The sequence below is a fragment of the Desulfotruncus arcticus DSM 17038 genome (assembly GCF_900113335.1).
Lineage (GTDB): Bacteria > Bacillota > Desulfotomaculia > Desulfotomaculales > Desulfallaceae > Desulfotruncus > Desulfotruncus arcticus.
This window is the reverse complement of sequence record NZ_FOOX01000003.1, coordinates 21,342-36,929: the sequence shown is the minus strand read 5'-3', so window position 1 is coordinate 36,929 and position 15,588 is coordinate 21,342. Positions and strand designations below refer to the sequence as shown.

Annotated in this window: 16 protein-coding genes and 1 pseudogene; 2 read left to right on the top strand and 15 right to left on the bottom strand. The window is 44.2% G+C overall.

The annotated features are described in order from the left end of the window. Positions 1-203 precede the first annotated feature (203 nt). Positions 204-392 carry a YvrJ family protein gene (locus BM056_RS04930; protein ID WP_092469332.1) on the top strand — a complete coding sequence of 63 codons (189 nt, stop codon included), beginning with the start codon at positions 204-206 and terminating at the stop codon, positions 390-392. A gap of 89 nt (positions 393-481) precedes the next feature. Continuing rightward, entirely contained in the window at positions 482-655 is a 174-nt protein-coding gene (locus tag BM056_RS26070; RefSeq protein WP_165613386.1) for a response regulator, read from the top strand. Positions 656-960: 305 nt separating this feature from the next. Here the strand turns inward: BM056_RS26070 and BM056_RS04925 are convergent, their stop codons facing one another. The 15 genes and pseudogenes from BM056_RS04925 to BM056_RS04860 form a co-directional block, all read right to left on the bottom strand. Then, on the bottom strand, positions 961-1,590 hold the full coding sequence (locus BM056_RS04925; protein ID WP_092469331.1) for a flavodoxin family protein: 630 nt from the start codon (positions 1,588-1,590) through the stop codon (positions 961-963). A 405-nt stretch (positions 1,591-1,995) separates the two neighbouring features. Further along, positions 1,996-2,541 carry a 2-oxoacid:acceptor oxidoreductase family protein gene (locus BM056_RS04920; RefSeq protein WP_092469330.1) on the bottom strand — a complete coding sequence of 182 codons (546 nt, stop codon included), beginning with the start codon at positions 2,539-2,541 and terminating at the stop codon, positions 1,996-1,998. Then, entirely contained in the window at positions 2,534-3,400 is an 867-nt protein-coding gene (locus tag BM056_RS04915) for a 2-oxoacid:ferredoxin oxidoreductase subunit beta (protein WP_092469328.1), read from the bottom strand. The genes BM056_RS04920 and BM056_RS04915 overlap by 8 nt, the downstream gene beginning before the upstream one ends. Before the next feature lie 2 nt (positions 3,401-3,402). After that, on the bottom strand, positions 3,403-4,545 hold the full coding sequence (locus BM056_RS04910; RefSeq protein ID WP_238456314.1) for a 2-oxoacid:acceptor oxidoreductase subunit alpha: 1,143 nt from the start codon (positions 4,543-4,545) through the stop codon (positions 3,403-3,405). A gap of 35 nt (positions 4,546-4,580) precedes the next feature. Next, positions 4,581-4,862: a 4Fe-4S dicluster domain-containing protein gene (locus BM056_RS04905; protein WP_092469326.1), complete on the bottom strand. Its 282-nt coding sequence runs from the start codon at positions 4,860-4,862 to the stop codon at positions 4,581-4,583. A 293-nt stretch (positions 4,863-5,155) separates the two neighbouring features. Then, positions 5,156-5,291 (bottom strand): annotated as a pseudogene (locus tag BM056_RS27760) (IS256 family transposase); the annotation flags it as partial. Positions 5,292-5,365: 74 nt separating this feature from the next. After that, positions 5,366-6,508, bottom strand: a complete 1,143-nt coding sequence (locus BM056_RS04900) for an NAD(P)/FAD-dependent oxidoreductase (RefSeq protein ID WP_092469324.1) — start codon at positions 6,506-6,508, stop codon at positions 5,366-5,368. Beyond that, positions 6,501-6,788: a (2Fe-2S)-binding protein gene (locus BM056_RS04895; protein ID WP_092469323.1), complete on the bottom strand. Its 288-nt coding sequence runs from the start codon at positions 6,786-6,788 to the stop codon at positions 6,501-6,503. The genes BM056_RS04900 and BM056_RS04895 overlap by 8 nt, the downstream gene beginning before the upstream one ends. Next, positions 6,788-7,279: a 4Fe-4S binding protein gene (locus BM056_RS04890; RefSeq protein WP_092469321.1), complete on the bottom strand. Its 492-nt coding sequence runs from the start codon at positions 7,277-7,279 to the stop codon at positions 6,788-6,790. The genes BM056_RS04895 and BM056_RS04890 overlap by 1 nt, the downstream gene beginning before the upstream one ends. 11 nt (positions 7,280-7,290) lie before the next feature. Further along, on the bottom strand, positions 7,291-8,364 hold the full coding sequence (locus BM056_RS04885) for an NAD(P)/FAD-dependent oxidoreductase (RefSeq protein WP_092469319.1): 1,074 nt from the start codon (positions 8,362-8,364) through the stop codon (positions 7,291-7,293). A gap of 6 nt (positions 8,365-8,370) precedes the next feature. Next, on the bottom strand, positions 8,371-8,682 hold the full coding sequence (locus BM056_RS04880) for a (2Fe-2S)-binding protein (protein ID WP_092469317.1): 312 nt from the start codon (positions 8,680-8,682) through the stop codon (positions 8,371-8,373). A 276-nt stretch (positions 8,683-8,958) separates the two neighbouring features. Beyond that, on the bottom strand, positions 8,959-9,978 hold the full coding sequence (locus BM056_RS04875) for a molybdopterin-binding protein (RefSeq protein ID WP_092469315.1): 1,020 nt from the start codon (positions 9,976-9,978) through the stop codon (positions 8,959-8,961). A 23-nt stretch (positions 9,979-10,001) separates the two neighbouring features. Beyond that, complete coding sequence (locus BM056_RS04870; RefSeq protein ID WP_092469313.1) at positions 10,002-10,196, bottom strand: DVU_1557 family redox protein; 195 nt, start codon at positions 10,194-10,196, stop codon at positions 10,002-10,004. 5 nt (positions 10,197-10,201) lie between these two features. Further along, the gene (locus tag BM056_RS04865) at positions 10,202-12,439 is read right to left on the bottom strand and encodes a pyridine nucleotide-disulfide oxidoreductase/dicluster-binding protein (RefSeq protein WP_092469311.1); all 2,238 of its coding nucleotides are present in this window, start codon (positions 12,437-12,439) and stop codon (positions 10,202-10,204) included. A gap of 102 nt (positions 12,440-12,541) precedes the next feature. Then, positions 12,542-15,463, bottom strand: a complete 2,922-nt coding sequence (locus tag BM056_RS04860; protein ID WP_092469309.1) for a molybdopterin-dependent oxidoreductase — start codon at positions 15,461-15,463, stop codon at positions 12,542-12,544. Positions 15,464-15,588 lie beyond the last annotated feature (125 nt).

Genomic DNA, 15,588 nt, shown 5'->3' with positions numbered 1-15,588 from the left:
TTAATCACGGTATGCAAGCGTGTCAATATAAAATTTAACAATATGTCACAAACAGTGAGCGGATATTGGCCAAAAAATTATTCGATCACTGTAAGCCCTTGTGTTAATTTAAAACCGGTCGGGGATATCTGGTTTTCTTCCACAGGCAGTGGGGTACCGGCTGTCCGACTGACAAAAAAAGTTAAGTGAGGTGCCATGCGGTTATGGAAGAACTGATGAAACTGATTGCCAACTACGGTTTTCCAATGGTGGTGGCGGGATACCTGTTAGTAAGGTTGGAGCCGCTGATTAAAGAGCTGCAAAAATCCATTACACTGCTGACGCTGGTGGTGGCCAGGCAGTCGGACGTGGATGTGGAACAAATGCGCCAGATTGTGGAAGGCGGCAGCTGATGCCGGCCCCGGGCGATAGCGGCGCGCCGAATTCAAGGTGCTTTTAAATTTCAGATACCCGGCAATAGCAAGTAAGGGAGTGAGACTTTTTGGAAGTATTGCTGGCTGAAGATGAACCTTTGATTCGTATGGATATCAAGAATATGCTGAAGGAAATCGGCTGTAAGGTGGTGGGGGAATGCCGGGTCGGCGGATGCCAGAATAATGGGTTATCTTACCAAGCCGGTCACCAAAAGAGAACTGGAGCCGGGGCTGAAAAATAGAATATTTTAGGCGAAGAGGCTCTGATTAAGCGGAAGAACTATTTTCTTTCGTTTCAGTAAGGACCTTTTTTATTACCTTATTACCAAAATATGGGGGGTGTTGAAATGGCGATTTTTAATTGAGGTTGTCCTGAAAAAAATTTTTAAGTGACTTGTATCTGGCGCTCCGGTGGTTCCCTCCGTGCGCTGCGCAATTTTCCTTGTAGTCCGTGTAGTAATTTGTGCATAACGCTTGCAACAAATAGCATAGTTTAATCTCCCAACTTCAGATTCAATCCTTTATGTAATTTGTAGGAGGGGGAATCTTATAGGTTATTTTTACTTAATTGCATCCTCACCCTTTCTTTTAGTTGCAAAGTTTTTAAGAGTTTTTCTCCAGCTTGTTTTGCGTCTTCCATTGCTTTTTCATCATTCAAGGCTTCTCCTGCTTTAAAAAGATGAAGAGCCTTAACTGTACTGACTACTCTATAACCTAAAGCTTCTAAAGATTTTATCATCGATTCAGCGGTAAATCCCATATCTTCTTCTCTTTCTTGTTCACAAACTGCAATTACAGCAGCATATTTTCCTCCAAGAGCTTCGTTTAGCCCCATCCAAACTGAGCGGTCTTCTTTGTCAAATATTTCAAAGCAGTAACATCTATCTATAAAAGCCTTCATATCTGCAGATATATTGTAAAAATAGGCCGGTGAACCTAAGATAATTGCATCAGACTCTAAAATTTCTGGATATAATTTTTGCATATCATCGTTTATTACACATTTATATGTTTCTTTACAGCCTTCGCATCCATTACAGTCACTAATATTATAGTCATCTAAGAATACTAGTTTAGTTTCAATGTTGTTCATTTTAAAAGGTTTTAAAGCCTCTTGCATTAAGGTGGAAGTGTTTCCTTTTTTTCTACGACTTCCTACAACACCAAGAATTTTCAACTAACTACCCTCCAGCCTATACAATTAATATAAGTATTTTCTACTGCTAATTATAACATTAAATTCTTCATCCTTGTATAATGCAAATTTTTTGCTAATGTTCCCGGCTGGTTGGCTAATTTTAACCTGATAGTTATATTTGACGCTACCATGTTTTAACTACCTGCCTTTCAATTAATTATGACGTAAATATTTATTAAACTTATTTAAGATCTAGTTCTATTTGAAATTCTATTTTTCGCTTAAGTTTGAAATCCTACCTAAAACGGTAGGACAAAAAGTTTAAAAGCATAATTATTTCTACTTTGGCAACAGCCCCGGAAGGAGGGGCATTATAGCCTCTCCTCCCCTTTTTGGCCGCCTTACTTATCAATTTGGGCCCACCAAACAAAGTCTATTCAAGGTTTAATGTAACTCCTTTTCCACAAGCGACCAACCTGCCTCCAATGCTTTTCGGTTTAAATCTTCAGTTCCCTTGGGGATGCGGGAAAGCAGCGCTTCGGTCAAAGCTTCCCGGGAAACAACACCGGTAATTCTTGCAATTACCCCCAGGGCTACCACGTTGGCAACCATTTCTTTTCCAATTTCATCTCTGGCTGTCATGCTTATGGGTAATTTATAGATAACCCCTTCCACGTCGGGCAGGGTATGTACGTAAGTCGTGTCAACAATCATTACTCCATCGCGTTCAAAATCTGTAGCGAACTTGTCACAAGCTTCCTGGCTCATAACCAACAGTACGTCGGGTTTGGATACCTTTGGGTAGTCTATCTCATCATCACCGATGATAACCTCGGACCTGCTGGCCCCCCCGCGCGCTTCCGGACCGTAGGACTGGGATTGGATTGAGTTTCTGCCATCTCTGATAGCGGCATCAGCCATGATGATACCGGCAAGAATCAACCCCTGCCCGCCTGTTCCGCTTAAACGCAATTCATTTCTATCAGCCATTGGCATTACCCCCTTTTCCCGCAATGTTTGCGACAGATCCGGAATTTTGCCCCCTGGCTTTATTAATTACTTCATTATAAAGTTCAGTGTATTCTGGAGCTTCTTTATGAAAAAGCTTGCCGATAACTATTTTGCCGGCTAATTCCTCTGGGGTCATCTTCTCGGCTTTATTTAAGTGAATTGAATTATCTTTCTGCCACATCAGCATATCAGCGGCGCTCTTCATTTTATTCTTTCTACCATAGGCAGTAGGACAGGCCGTCACCGCCTCAACTAAGCTAAACCCTTTGTGGGTTATTCCTTCAGCTATCACCCCTGTCAGCATTGTACTGTGGTAAGTGGTGCTTCTGGCTACAAAGGTTGCTCCCGAAGCACTGGCCAACTCAGCAACGTCAAAATTCGGTTCGACAGTACCGTAAGGCGCAGTGGTAGCCATCTTTTTAACGGGTGTAAGTGGTGAATACTGACCGCCAGTCATTCCGTAAATGCTGTTATTAAACAGTAGTACTGTAATATCAATATTTCTCCGCGCCGCATGAATAAAGTGATTGCCGCCAATAGCAGTACAGTCTCCATCGCCGGTAATAACAATAACATTAAGTTCAGGTTTTGCCAGTTTTATTCCTGTTGCAAAAGCCAAAGCGCGGCCGTGGGTAGTATGCAGGGTATTAAAGTCCAGGTACCCGGCGGCACGAGATGAACAGCCGATCCCTCCAACGATCACAGTGCGATCCTGGTCCAAGTCCAGCTTATCAACCGCACGAAGCAGGCAGCTTAAAACTATTCCATTGCCGCATCCCGGACACCACATGTGGGGAAACATATTAACCCGCAGGTATTTTTCAAGATCCTGCATCATACCTAATACACCTCCCTTAGAGCCGTAAGTATCTCCTCGGGCGTGATCAGTTCTCCGTGCACCCTATTAATACCTATGACCCTGGTTCGTCCGCCGGCTAAGCGTTCAACTTCCAATCTATACTGCCCCAGGTTCATTTCCGGCACAATAATAACATTAGCCCTCTCAGTAAGTGCCTTAACCTTCTGTTCCGGAAAAGGCCATAGCACTGCCGGACGGTATAAACCCGCTTTAATTCCCATTGCGCGGGCTTCCTTTACGGCCTGCGATGCTGATCGAGCAACTGAGCCGTATGCTATAACAACCAGCTCTGCATCTTCCATGTTTTTGCTACTGTCCATGCTAATATCATCTATGTTAAAGGTATTTTTATTGTTTAATCGTTTTATTAAGCCCTCAGCCACCACCGGGTTATTTGTAGGTGCGCCTTTTTCATCATGAACAAGTCCGGTGACATGGTAGCGATAGCCCTGACCAAAATTAGCTAAAGTTGGCACTCCATTTTGATTTGCTCGGTAAGGGAGATAATCTGCGGGATCAACATTAGGCTCAGACCGGTTTACTACTTCAAGTTCAGTTAAAGCCGACAGCACAACTTTCTCCCTTAAATGGCCTATCACTTCATCCATGAGCAAAATGACCGGCACTCTGTATTTTTCAGCAAGATTAACTGACTTAAAAGCCAGATTATAAGCTTCCCTGACCGAAGACGGGCTGAGCACGATAACCGGATGATCCCCGTGGGTACCCCAACGGGATTGCATCACGTCACCCTGGGCAGGCGCAGTCGGCATCCCTGTGCTCGGTCCGCTCCTTTGAACATTCACAACCACGATAGGCACTTCAGCCATAGCTGCAAAGCCCAGGTTCTCCTGCATTAATGAAAAGCCAGGCCCGCTGGTGGCGGTAATAGTTTTAACGCCAGCCAGCGAAGCCCCTATTATTGCAGCAATGCTGGCTATTTCATCTTCCATTTGAATAAATTTTCCACCCATACGGGGCAAGCGCTCAGACATAATTTCTGCGATTTCAGTTGACGGGGTGATAGGATACCCCGCAAAAAAGCGCACCCCGGCAGCCAAAGCTCCCTCTGCAACAGCTTCATTTCCCTGCATTAACTTAGCAATTTCAACTGCCCGGTTCAATGCCAGAACCCCCTTAACCGTGTGTTCATTTTATGTTATGCCCGCGCATGACCCGGGTTTTGATTAATTGTTTGTTCAGCAAAAACTGGTATTTCATTTTTTTCAGAACGATCCAACGAGATCGCCAGGTCGGGACAATGAGATTCACAGCGGCCGCACCCGGTGCATGCCTCAGGGTTAACAACAACAGCTTTACCACGGTTATCAATCAGCAGCACCCTGTTTTGACAGAGGGCGGTACAGATACCGCAACCCTTGCACCATTGACTTTTCACGTATATTCTATTATTATCATAATTTGTAGCTGGTCTTGCCATTACGAACACTCCATTCTATTAACAAATTATTGTATAAGTCCTGTTGCAACATTACTATGAGCAACAACCATGCCACCTAAAAACTTCAGGTATAAAAATTTTGCAATCTCCCCAAAGCCAACGGCAGCAGGCATTACAGCAAAATGTTCCTTTTGGCGGCGAATGGAATGACTACTTTCTCAAGGATTATTACTATCTCATAATGATACAAAAAGCCTGCGCATTAAGATTTAACTCGCAGGCTCTCATTTTGATACACGTATCCAATTTGATATGCACAATAGTCCAGTAATCTCTAGGAAAGTGATGGGATATTACACGATCCATTAGCCTAGATTGCCATTCAGATATCATAGGTAGGATTTTATCGGTGATTTTACTAAAAGGAAGAGGAGTAACCCTAAAGTTACCCCTGATATCCCGGGCAGACCCCCACTAAGCGCTCGGATTGCTCTCCAGCAGAGCCTTATCCTCTTAACATGTAAGAGCCATTTTTTAAAACTCTAGACTACCGCAGGCTCAATAATCAATTCACCTTTAGCAAAACGTTCTACGCTTAACTTTTCAACATCTATAACAGATTTTTCACCCATCATATATTCACTCATCATCTTGCCAATCATAGGTGCTAGCATAAAGCCCTTTCCGCATCCTACTGCTAATAAATACCCGTCATATTCCGGAACTTTTCCCATCACGGGCTGGGCATCGGGAGAAACATCATAATGTCCCGCCCACTGCCTGACCACCCGGATGTCTTTTAATGCGGGAATCTGGAATACTGCTTTTTTTGCCATCTCTTCCATAAAATCCGAAGAATTAATAAAGTTTATCCCTTTTGGTTCATGAGGATGACCATATCCTAAGAGAAATCCTCCATGTCTTACCTGCTGAATATATGAACTATGGTGGAATGACATCACCAGTGGGTCCACCATATGTTCTACGGCTTCGGTAACCATAATCTGGTGCCGTTCCGGTTCAATCGGGTGCTCCATCCCAAGCATCTGCCCGATAAATTTGGCATGGGGACCGGCACAGTTGATCACCGTATTGGTGGCTATTGTGCCTTTATCCGTAACCACTCCTATAATCTGCCTTCCTTTAGTCTCAAATCCTGTTACTGCGGTATAGTTGTTAATTTCAACGCCAAGTTTTTCTGATCCCATAGCAAAGGCATAGGTGGATTTAAATGGGTTGATGTATCCGTCCTCCGGACCGTAATAAGCGGCAACTAAACCTTCCGTATTCAACACAGGTACTAATTCTTTAGCATCTTCTGCGTTTAATTTCTTTGAGGGATATCCCAGACGGTTCTGCAGTGCTAGGTTTTTGTCCAGCATCTTTGCTTGACTTTCATCATAGGTAATCAACAAATAGCCTCTCTGCTCAAATTCGATATCTCCGTAACCGGATTCTTCGCCAATTTGTTTAAACAACTCACAAGCACCCTTGGAAATCAGACAGTTCATTTCGGTGCCCCACATCTGCCTGATCCCGGCGGCACACCTTCCGGTACTTCCATAAGTCACATAAGTTTTTTCTAGCAAAACTATGTTCTTAAAGCCTTTTTTTGCTAAATAATAGGCTGTGGCGCAACCCACAGCACCCCCGCCAATTACCACTACATCTGCACTCTTACGCATCTTTTTCACCACCTATCTTTGCTAGTTCACCCAATTTAATGGGTTTAGCCGGAGCACGATAGGTGGGAACATCCACATCCCCAGGCTTAACTCCTCTAGCTTTGGCAATTTCTTGGGTAATCAGGTTTCTGCAAGTTTTTCCCTGACAGGGACCCATCGTACAGCGGGTGATTCTTTTTATCTCTTCAAAGGTTTGGACACCATCCTTGAGCAGCTCCTGGATTTCCTCTAATGTAATGTCCTCACACCGACATAAATAAGTTTTTCCTTTCTCGCTCATCAGTTTCCCCCCAATCCAATGTTTCTCACTAACATGGCTTGGTCTTTCGGTACTGCGATCGTTATAGCATTAGTTTTGTTTAAGGCCTTTGAACTTTGCACCTTAATAACCTGTGCTTTTCCAATGACTTGGCCTTCCCGATCTAAAGCATCAACAACTTGTCCTACCATAGGCAGGGGGAGAAGTTCATAGGGAATTTTAATCGTTGCTTCATTTTCACTGTAAGTTTCATCTATTATAGAAATAGCCAGCCCTGGGCAGTTGCTGACGCAAACCCCGCAACCTGTACATTTTTCAAAATCTACTTGTGGAGTGTTATTTATATCCTGAAACACTGCTACTGCACCGAATTTACAGGAGGTTTGACATGGGTTGCAGGGTATTTTCTGAAAACATTCAAATACCGCATATGGTCCCCTTTTTCGCCTTTCTTCACTCGGCACAATTTCCTTTAACATTTCCGGTGTTGCTACTCCTGTTTTATCAAACACTTCTTCACCCCCTATCCTGCAAGAATTTGCAGGCCTTGTCTAATTTTTTCTCCTACCGGTCCGGAACGTAGTATCCCGATATCCTCCAGATATTCCTTCCTTAACATGGCATAATTTTGGTCATAACCAAGTGATGCGGCTGCCGACAGACCAGCAATTTTACCTTCAATCATAGCCGCGCTGGCTTCTTCCACTCCTGAGGCATCTCCCGCAACATAAAATCCGGAAACGGTGGTCTCAAGATTTTCATCTCTAACCGGCACATGACCGCCAAGAGGCGAAATATGTTTCATTTCGCATCCTACCTGCCAAAATAATTCTGTTAACGGAGACAGCCCTACAGATAAGCAGATCACATCAACATCAATCCGTTTTTCTGTGCCGGGAATAGGACTCCATTTTTCATCTAACTGACTGATAATTGCCCCTTCAACACATTCGGTACCACATGCTTCTAAAATAGTATGGGAGGTTAAAATTGGTACGCCCATCCGGCGTACTTTACTGGCATGTACTTTAAATCCGCCGATGGTGGGGGCTGCTTCGATAATAGCCTCGACTTTTAAACCGGCCTGCATTAATTGGTAGGATACGATTAACCCAATGTTTCCTGAACCTATCATCAGTACTTTCTGTCCAGGCACTACTCCATGTACATTCATTAGCGTCTGAACCGCTCCGGCTCCATAAACACCGGGTAGATCGTTGTTACCAAAAGCCAGCATTTTTTCTGATGCTCCGGTAGCTACAATAACCTTTTTGCAGGCCATCTTTTCATACTTGTCGCCTTCTTCATAGGCAATAATTTTATCTTCATAAGCTGCCAAAACCGTGGCATCCAAATGCAGCTCGATGTTTTCATTCTTACGGATTTCTTCTTCCAGCATGGCACATATTTGAATCCCACGGGTTCCGGCATGTTCTTTTTCCGATCCAAAAAAACGATGGGTCTGTTTGATCAACTGCCCCCCAAGGATTTTTGAGCTGTCAAATAATGTTACTTTTGCCCCTTGTTTTGCAGCTACTAAAGCTGCGCACATACCTGCAGGACCGCCACCTACAATGGCTATTTCCGCAGTCTTCATCTTTTATCACCTCCGCGTGTATTTTCCTTTGTCTTCCTGTCTATTGACTATCATTCCTTCTTTCAGTTCTTCCACACAAACTCGCACATTTGGTTCTCCATTTACTTCCATATAACAGGAAGAACAGTTGCCAATGGCACAGAAAAATCCTCTGGCCCGATGATCCTTATGACTGTGTCTTAAAACCTTGATCCCGTTGGCATGCAGTGCGGCGGCGATTGGTTCTCCTTCCAGTCCGGTAAGGACTTGACCCTCAAATGTAAATGTTACCTCCCTTTTTTTCGGAAACTCCAAGATGGGGTGTTCAGATATACGCATATCTTTCCCTCCTTTCAAAAGCATTCTTTTAAAATGAATTGTCGAAAATACCAATAAATTGACAATATTTATTGCTTAATTGATGTTACGCAATAACCATGCCAACTTTTCTAAACTATAAAACTCAGTAAAATTAGACATGATTTATATAATTGATTAATGAACCCAGAAACTGCAAATTCAAATTGCACATGTAAAAGATTAAGAATGCAAAATGGGTTGGCATTGTAGCCAACCCTGACATAACGAGATAGTACACAAGTAATGATTTTTTCACTATTTTCCAAATCCACAATTGGGAAAGCAGCATGTAGCGCAGTTTAAACACAACCCACCAATGCCGAGAAGACTTAAATCCTCTGCCGTCAGTTTTTCATCTGCCAGAACCCTGGGCAGTACCAAATCAAAAATTGTTCTCTTTGCATACATGACACAACCCGGAAGTCCTAAAACCGGAATTCCCATTTCGGTATATGCCAGTAAGAACATAGCGCCGGGAAGTACAGGCGCACCGTAAGAAATCAACTCCGTTCCCACACTTTTTATCGCAGTTGGTGTGGTATCGTCCGGATCTACGCTCATTCCGCCGGTACAAACCACTATTTCCGCACCTTTGTCAATAAATTGTTTAATGCAATTGGCAATATTTTGAGGGTCATCATTTACAATTGTCTGTCCTAATACCTCAGTGTCATATTCCCCCAGTTTTTCCCGAATCACCGGCCCAAAAGCATCCTGAATCCTGCCACGATAGACCTCGTTACCTGTAGTTACGATACCTACTCTTTTATGTCTAATCGGCATAATTCTTAGTAAAGGCTTGCTGCCGGCAATCTCTTTTGCTTTTCTCATTTTTTCTTTTTCAATAACCAAAGGGATGATCCGGGTTCCCGCCAATTGGTCACCTTTCTTGACCGGAAAATTTCCATGCCGGGTGGCAATAATCATTTCTCCCAGAGCGTTTATTGCATTTACCTTTTCTTCATCAATTTTAAAAAAACCGTCCGCAGCCGCAAATAGTTCAATTTTTCCCTCTTTGACTGCTGAGGCCTCCATATACTCATTGTTGCAAATTTCGCACAAAATCTCTGCTGCTTCGTTTTCGTGATATTTTGTATCATCTTTTTCCCAGATATAGAGGTATTCTTTACCGATGGACAGTAGTACCGGGATATCTTCTTTTGTGACAATGTGTCCCTTACGAAAAACTGCGTCTTTAACAACGCCTGGAATAATCTGTGTCATATCATGACACAGGACATGACCTTCCGCTTCTGTAGTTTTTATCAGCTTCATACAATTAGGACTCCTTTATGTCATTACTTATCTTCTAATTGCTTTTCCACTTCAGCCATCCGTCCTTTTGCCAAATCCTCCGGTATGAACACCAGGCCGCATTTCGGACATTTAAGCACATTGGTATGAAAGCTGAGGCCTAAATATTCAAAACAGGTTTTTGCCATCTCAAGTTCCACTTTGCATTGATAACAAATGAGTGTTTTCTTTTCTGTCATCCTATTTATGCCTCCTCTATCGTCATCCGATGACTGTAAGCATTGAGTAGCAAAAACCCGCCCTCGGCCTCGCGGTATTCTACCCAATAGGTCATGTAGCCAATCACCAGATGTCCGGTAAAAGAGCTGTTGTCCATATTAACAATTTTCTTGCCGGAGCTTTCACAATACTCAACCACAGTTTGAACTTCGGTTTCCAAAATCATTTCATCATGCAGTTTTTGCTTTAACTCCGGGGAAATATACAGTTTAATTTTATGCGCCATTGGCTCCTTTACGTCCTTTTCATTCCAAAATTCCTCCAGCAGCTTGCGTTTAAGTATGCTTCTGTTGTTTCTGCGTTCTGTAAAGGTAGGGGGGGTACGCCGGAGACCGTTTAGGTTAAATAATACATCAAGAATATGATAGCAATGCTTACCCGCTGCCGAAAAAATGTCTCGGCAATTGACACAATAAGCAATATAGGGATTTTGGTTTTCTGCAATTCTTGCTTTTACTACCTCCCGGGCAAAGGAAGGACCGGCAACCGAAACCTGGCCACCCCAACTGCAGCACCGGGCGTACTTTCCTTCATAGGCAAGTGGTTGAAGACTAAAACCGGCTTGTTTTAACAGTTCCCGTACGGCCTGCTGAAGTTTCGGCTCGTCCCGGCTGGAACAGGGGTCAAAAACTGAAACAATTTCACCTGCAGCATCTTTGGATGGGGTACTTCCCCATTTTAATATCAAGTCATAAAGAAACACGCTTTCAATTTCAGGGAGATATTTTTGGAACATTTGCTTGCAAGCAGGACAGGCAAAGACAGCAGTTGGTTTTCCGAGAGAAATCCATTCCTCTCGCCGCTTAGTCATCACTTTCCCATGAAGTGGCTCATCCCCCGCCCAATCTGCAGGAGCGCCGCAGCATCCCAGGATTAATGCCGTATCGGGATAATGAGCCCGCAAAAAACGGTAACTCTCTGTAACATACCGCGTGTCCGAGGCTCCCAATTGACAGCCGGGGAAAAAAACATATCGGCTTTTTTTACACACTTCAGGAAGCCGGCAAAGTCCCGCCGCTTCCCCGTTGGCATATTCCATATCCCGCAACCAGAAGTCATGAAAAGCCCAGGGCATAGCACCCTTTTGCCGCATGGCCCGGTGACTTTGCAGCAGAAAATCTCCCACGTCAATACCCTGGGGACACACCTCCTTACAAAGTCCGCAATGATTACAGGTAGAGATAAAACGGGTAGCAATGGTACCGTTTCCTGCCAAAGTACCAGGGTTTATAGTAGCCTCTACCTGATCTGCAATTATTTTGGGATATTTTCTATAAATTCTCATTAAATCACATTGTTTTATACATTCATCACAAGTGCATTTCACGCAGCGGTTTGCTTCTTGCAAAGCCTCTTCCCGGGTATAGGAATTCCCGTTTGAAGGTAATACCGGTTGCAGATAGGCAAGACGGTCCGAATGCAAATGCAGGCGCGTACTATGGTTTTCTTCCGGAGCGTTCATACCTTCGGTTTTAATATATCTTTCAATAGCATTCACCACATGGAGTCCATCGGCGATAGCCTGTGTACTGTTCCTTCCCATAAGCGAACCACCTAAAAAAACGCCAGGCTTGATGCTTGCAAAGGCTCCACTTTCATCCCGTTTAAGATTGAAATCAGTCCCACCGGCTCCTGTGGCGACATATATGGCATCAAATTCTAGTTTGTCTAGATTTGTAATTTCCGTATTCAAGCATAGTTTATATTCTTCATACATAAATTGCCTATGAATGTCACTAAGAAAAACCTCAGAGGGGAGAATATTCCACAGGTGTCCACCAAGTCGGTCGGTTTTTTCAAAAACTGTCACTTGATATTTTTTGGCGCTGAGACGCAGGGCACAGGCTAAGCCGCTGATACCGGCACCAATAATAGCTATTTTTTTATTTTTTAGCGGCATGTTATAGCAGTTGGGATTAATTCTATTAGCATAGTCCATGCTGGCCTTTTCCAAAAGCCTCATGGATACCGCTCCGCCCTTTTCCCGTCTGAGACAGACATTTTTACAGGGTTCGTTACACAGTTGAGAGACAATGCCCGGAAATCCCACCGCGTTATGGTAGAGTCTGAAGGCAGCATTAAAGCCACCACGCTGCATTTTTCCCATAAAATCTCTTACATCCAAATAAAAAGGACATACAGTAGTGCAAAAAGCCGGTTCATCTTTCAAACAAGTGGTAATGATCTTTCTTTCTTTTTCCATAAGGGTTTTCTCCAGATTATTGCGCCCGGATTGCGCCAGTAGATCCAATCCGGGCACGAATTATTAACTATGACAAACCTTTGTTAGATAACCTTTGTTAGATTAATAGAATCTTTCGTCCGGGGAGTCACCCAAAGCATTAAACATATCATCACCGCGGAAGGCCACGGGATTAGTCTTTATGTTTTCCAGCTCTTCATATAAATCGGAACCAAGAAAATACTTCTTCGGAGGCTCGATCTTCCCACCTGCGGCCAGAATATCCAGACCAGCCTTTACTTTTTCCGGTTTGGCCGGCATCTCATAGATACGTACCCCGCATGCGTTGTAAATAGCATTTAATACAGCAATATGACCGGAGGACTGGAAGGCTTCAGAAGCTCCGGAGGAACCAAAAGGCCCGTCGTTACGGTAAGTTTCATGTGGAATAAGAATTATTTCATCCGGAATGTCCTTAATATAAGGAACACCGCTGGATGCAATATTTGTGTGCTTCTTCACGTCGCTGTAATCTTCACTGAGCGCAAAACCGATACTGTGGGAAATACCCCCATAAGCCTGGCCGTTAACAGCATCAATATTGCCTATTTTCCCTACGTCATACACGCAGACAAAGCGAAGCACTTTCGTCTTACCGGTTGCGGTATCTACCTCTACCTCTGCCAGGTTCAATACATAGGTATAAGCAGGGGTTGGATCACCTATTCCTGTATTGGGATTTAAGCGGGTAATCCCGGGAGTAGCGGTACACGAATATTTAGCCTCATATCTGGTTTCGATGCCTTCGGTCACCATTTCGTCATAAGTTCTATACGTACCGTCGTCTTTTCGCATGGCATCCATCAGCTTCTCAGCTGCCAACTTAGTAGCGTTGCCGTTCATATAGTGGGAACGGCTGGCAGCGGACATACCGCTGTCGGGACAAATTTTGGAGTCGTTCTGGGCAAGCCTTATGCGCTCAGGAGTTACACCCATGGGCTTCAATGCTTCCAGAGTTACCATCAAAGAGCCGACATCGCCGCCCTGGCCCATTTCCTGCCAGGTATCGTATTTAACAATCATGTTGTCAGGAGCCAGTTCCAGGGTAATGGTACACTGGTCGGTGCCACCTTCGGTAACATTAAAGCCACCCCAGGCAATCCCCACTCCTCTCTTTTTTTCCGGAGTATCAGCAGCTTTAGCTTCGGTAACGGCTTTTTCATAATAAGGACGCATGATATTCATCATTTCTTCCATAGGGTATTCTTTGAAAGGATGGCTGTTGATATTTGTTTGCCCTTCTCTGGCAATATTTCTCCACCTGAACTCAAAGGGATCAATGCCCGCTTTCTCCGCCAGCATGTCCATAAGGGCCTCAGATAAAGTGTAGGCCTGAGGCGAGCCATAGCTGCGGTATGCGGTCCCGAAAGTGTGGTTAGTATTGGCGGCCCGGGTGAGGCCTGCCACATGAGGTAGATAATAAGGGAAGAAAGTGAAGCGCACTTGTTTCTCGATTACGTGGTCGCCGCCCCAGGAATAGGCACCGTGGTCCATACCAAAGTCAAATTCGGCAGCGGTAATTTTGCCGTTTTCATCACAGGCTACTCGTCCATTTGAGTGGCATGGGCAGCGCTTCCCGCTAAAGTGCTGATGCTCTTCGTAAGTGAGAGACAGGGCAACAGGTCCCTTAACTGCAACGGCGGCAGCACCAACCAGACAGAGATCTCCGGCATTGGTAGACCAACCGAAACTGGCTCCGGTGAAGTTTTGCACAATGCGCAGCTTTTCCCGGGGAACGCCGATAGAATTGCCGATCCGGCTGATTGAAGTGTAAAGTCCCTGGGACTTGCAATGAATGGTTAGAAAATCATCTTCGTCAAAATAGGCTTGGACAGTACATCCTTCAATAGAAAGATGCGGTTCCCGGGTAGAATAGAAACTTCCCTCAGCGGAATAGGCGGAATTATCAATGATATCTGCTACTTTTGAAGCATCATCAAGGGCTGCACCTTTTAAAACCGGTTGCTGGCAGAATAGGTTGGGGGTATCGTCATGTACCCGGATGGCATCCGGCATAACGGCATCCAAGTAGTTAAGATATTCAGGAAGCTGCTCAATTTCTACTTTTACTTTGGCGGCTGCAGCACGGGCATGGTCCTGGGTATCGGCAATAGCCAGGGCAACAACATCACCATAACGGAATATTTTATCTTCACAAAGAATTTTACGGCTGGGCAGAGTTACCGTACTGCGTTCATGCAAGTTTGCCTCCGCCATCTGATTTGTTCCACCATTTTCTTTAATATCCTTATAAGTGATAACCTTCACTACACCCGGCATTTTTTCCGCTTCCGAGGTGTCAATCTTGAGAATTTTAGCATGGTGGGCAACCCTGGGCTGGACAATGGCTGCATGTAGGGTTTCGGCAGGCATTTTAAGTTCTATATCATCTCCATAATCGGCAAGACCAGTAACCTTGGCCAGAGCAGAAGGCCGGACCAAAGGTTTCCCGTAACACCCGCCATCTTTGGAAGGCTGGAAGGTAATATCTTCAATCTTAGCCTCTCCCCGGACAACCTTAGCTGCTGCTATCACAGCGTCAACAAGCTGTTTGTAGCCTGTACAACGGCAGACGTTACGATGCTTTTGAAACCAATCCCTTACTTCTTCCCGAGTAGGATTATTGTTTTCTAAAAGCAGGGCATAAGCGGAAACAATAAAACCGGGAGTACAGAAGCCACATTGAATAGCTCCATAGTTCATCCAAGCCACCTGCAAAGGATGTAAATTACCGGGGGTGCCAATACCCTCAAGTGTAATAATTTTACTGTACTCTTCCACGGCCTTAAGTTTCTTTGTACATGAGCGAATGACCTTGCCGTTAAGTATGACTGAGCATGATCCGCATACTCCTGTTCCACAGCCAACCTTGACGCTTGTCAGTCCAATACGGCGCAGCACTTCGGCAAGAGAATCTTTTTCCGGATTACAAACAACCATGCGGTCCGCGCCATTGATGTTTAACCAGATTTTACTGAGCTTCATTAAAAAACCTCCATTATGCAATTATTTTTTCAAAACTATTCCAATTATCTATATACTTGTTTAACTCCTTCTTAATTAAGAGAACCTCGTGCAATTCCCATGCCAAATTTCTTAAGCAATAAAAC